This is a genomic window from Streptomyces sp. WAC06614, from assembly GCF_003949795.1.
GTDB lineage: Bacteria > Actinomycetota > Actinomycetes > Streptomycetales > Streptomycetaceae > Streptomyces.
Genome location: NZ_RPRY01000511.1, coordinates 1 through 3338, shown reverse-complemented (window position 1 = coordinate 3338; position 3338 = coordinate 1). Strand labels below are relative to the sequence as shown.

At 71.4% G+C, this 3338-nt stretch carries 2 protein-coding genes; both read right to left on the bottom strand.

What is annotated here, in order from left to right:
• Window positions 1-70 precede the first annotated feature (70 nt).
• Window positions 71-1522 carry an amino acid permease gene (locus EF918_RS34020; RefSeq protein WP_125652742.1) on the bottom strand — a complete coding sequence of 484 codons (1452 nt, stop codon included), beginning with the start codon at window positions 1520-1522 and terminating at the stop codon, window positions 71-73.
• Window positions 1523-1730: 208 nt separating this feature from the next.
• A complete protein-coding gene (locus tag EF918_RS34015) occupies window positions 1731-3281 on the bottom strand; it encodes an APC family permease (protein WP_125652741.1) in 1551 nt (516 codons plus the stop codon).
• Window positions 3282-3338 lie beyond the last annotated feature (57 nt).

The following is a 3338-nucleotide window of genomic DNA, read 5'->3' as shown; positions in this document are numbered from 1 at the left end:
GCGCGACTGACCCCCGCCGCCCCGAGGGCCCCGCTGCGGGTCGGCAGCGGGGCCCTCGGGGCGGCGGGGGTCAGTCGCGCGTGGCCAGTTCGGCGACGCGGCGGCGGACCAGGAACCAGCCGCCGACCAGGGCCGCGGCGATGGCCGGGAGGAACATCACGGTGGTGCGGCCGACGCCGCCGTCGCTCCACATCAGCACCAGCACGGTGACCAGGAAGACCAGGGTGACGATCTGCGTGTACGGGGCCCAGGGCAGCTTGTAGCCGGGGCGCTCGACCTCGCCGCGCTGGGCGCGGCGCCAGAAGAGCAGGGAGCAGATCATGACCATGGCCCAGGTGCCGAGGATGCCGATGGAGGCGAGGTTGAGGACGATCTCGAAGGCCTCGCCGGGCATCCGGTAGTTCAGGAAGACACCGGCGACGCCGAAGGCGGCGGTGAACAGGACGCCGCCGTAGGGGACCTTGCCCTTGTTCATCCGGGCGGTGAACTTCGGGGCCGAGCCGGCCATGGCCATGGAGCGCAGGATGCGGCCGGTGGAGTAGAGGCCGGAGTTCAGCGAGGACAGGGCGGCGGTCAGGACGACGAGGTTCATGATGCCGGCCGCGCCGGGGACGCCGAGCTTGTCGAAGACGGTGACGAACGGGCTCTGGTCGCCGGAGTACGCGGTGTACGGCAGGAGCAGGGCGAGCAGGACGACGGAGCCGACGTAGAAGATGCCGACGCGCCACATGATCGAGTTGATCGCCTTGGGCATGATCGCGGCGGGGTTCTCGGTCTCGCCGGCGGCGACGCCGCACAGCTCGACGGAGGCGTAGGCGAAGACGACGCCCTGGACGACCAGGAGCATGGGCAGCATGCCCAGGGGGAAGATGCCGCCGTTGTCGGTGATGCTGTTCAGGCCGGGGGTGTGGCCGTCGATCTCGTGGCTGGTGGCGACCAGCCAGATGCCGACCACCATGAAGATCGCCAGGGCGGCGACCTTGACGATCGAGAACCAGAACTCCATCTCGCCGAAGTACTTCACCGAGATCAGGTTGGCGGCCAGGACCACGGAGAGGGCGATGAGGGCGAGGATCCACTGGGGGACGCTGGAGAACATCGCCCAGAAGTGCGCGTAGGTGGCGGCGGCGGTGATGTCGGCCACGGTGGTGGTCGACCAGTTCAGGAAGTACAGCCAGCCGGCGGTGTAGGCGCCCTTCTCGCCCATGAACTCACGGGCGTAGGAGACGAAGGCGCCGGAGGAGGGGCGGTAGAGCACCAGCTCGCCGAGGGCGCGGACCACGAAGAAGGCGAAGATGCCGCAGACCGCGTAGGCGATGGCCAGGGACGGGCCGGCGCCGGCGAGCCGGCCTCCGGCGCCCAGGAACAGGCCGGTGCCTATCGCCCCGCCGATCGCGATCATGTTGATGTGGCGGGACTTCAGATCCTTGCTGTAGCCCTCGTCGCCGGCGTCGACGTGGCGGGACGCCGACGGGGCGGCCGGCTCGGGCGCCGGGGCCTTCGTCGTGGTGCGGTCACTCATGTATGACTTCGCCTTCGTGGGTGGGACAGGCAGGCCGGACCGGCGCGCAGGGGAGCTGGGTGGTGTCACCTGGACGACTGTCCGATATTCGTACGCGCCCCAGGAGACCATGCCACCCTGTGCCGACCAAAACCGGCCATGCATGGCGAAGGCCCCCGGCCCCCTTCGATCGGGGTGCCGGGGGCCGTTTCGACGCCTGGTACGAAGGTCAGCGGGGGTCCGTCTCCGCGGCCGCCTGCTCCAGCCGGAAGGCCTCGTTGCCCAGGCCGATCCGGGCGTGCACCTCGGGCCGCCGCGCGCGCAGGACGGCTCCGTAGGCCAGGCCGCCGACCGCGGCGGCGCCGATGAGGGCGGGCAGCAGCCAGTTGAGGACGGAGCCCTGGGCGGCGCCGACCAGGACGCCGAAGTCCTTGACGGTGTAGCCGACGATGACCAGCAGGGCGATCCCGGCGGCGCCGGCGGCGAGCAGGCGCCACAGCTGGGCGCCCGCGGAGCCGCGGCGGACGAAGAAGGCGATGACGGCGAAGGAGGCGGTGGCCATCAGGAGGGTCACACCGAGGGCGCCGACGCTGCCCATCCAGGTGAACAGGTGCCCGACCGGGACGGTGGGGTCGCCGGCCGGCTTGTCGTCGCTGACGGCGAAGGCCACGACGACGACGGCGGCCACGACGGTCTGCAGCAGGGAGCCGGTGGCGGGGGCGCCGGTGCCGGGGTTCGTGCGGCCGAAGGCGGCGGGGAGCAGGCCCTCACGGCCCATGGCGAAGGCGTAGCGGGCGACGACGTTGTGGAAGCTGATCATGGCCGCGAACATGCCGGTCACGAACAGGACGTGCAGGACGTCGGTGAAGGCGTTGCCCAACCGGGCCTCGGTGAGCTGGAAGAGCAGGCCGGGGCCGGCCTCGCCGGCCTCCTCGACGACGGCGGCGGGACCGGTGGCGACGGTGAGGGCCCAGGCGCTGAAGGCGAAGAAGAGGGCGACGAAACCGACGGCGAGGAACATCACCCGGGAGACGACGATGTGCGGCTTGCTGGTCTCCTCGGCGTAGACCGGGGACTGCTCGAAGCCGACGAACGCGGCGATGCAGAAGCACAGGGCGGTGCCGAGGCCGGCGCCGGAGAGGGTGCCGGGGTCGAAGGCGTGCAGGGAGAGGCCCTGCGGGCCCGGCTCGGCCAGGGCGGCGACGTCGAAGACGACGACGAGGGCGCACTCGATGAGGAGGAGGACACCGAGGACCCGGGCGTTCAGGTCGATCTTGAGCCAGCCGAGGACACCGGTGAGGGCGACCGCGGCGAGGGCGGGGACCCACCAGGCCAGGTCGATCTTGAGGTAGGTGGCGAACAGACCGGAGACCTCGAAGCCGAGGATGCCGTAGACGCCGACCTGCATCGCGCTGTACGCGACGAGGGCGACCAGTGAGGCACCCGCACCGGCGGTGGGGCCGAGGCCGCGGGCGATGTAGGCGTAGAAGGCGCCGGCGTTGTGGACGTGCCGGCTCATCTCGGCGTAGCCGACGCCGAAGAGGGCGAGGACGCAGCCGAGGATGACGAACAGCAGGGGCTGGCCGACGATGCCCATGAGGCCGAAGATCTGCGGCATCACGCCGGCCACCACCATCAGGGGGGCGCTGGCCGCGAGGACCGAGAGCAGCAGGCCGGCGGTGCCGAGGCGGCCCGCGCGCAGGGCGCGGTCCTGGCCCTTGTACGTGCGTATCTCGGCCGACGCTGCGCTGTCGAGCGTGGTGGATCTGCCCGTCGCCATGCGGGGGGTCCTTTCGGGGAGCCTCTCCGGGGGTGAGAGGTCGAGCCGGGTGGGTCG

Bases quoted from the DNA above. Each gene is read 5' to 3' on its own strand.
- EF918_RS34020 (WP_125652742.1), bottom strand. From the start codon at position 1,522: ATGAGTGACCGCACCACGACGAAGGCCCCGGCGCCCGAGCCGGCCGCC.
- EF918_RS34015 (WP_125652741.1), bottom strand. From the start codon at position 3,281: ATGGCGACGGGCAGATCCACCACGCTCGACAGCGCAGCGTCGGCCGAG.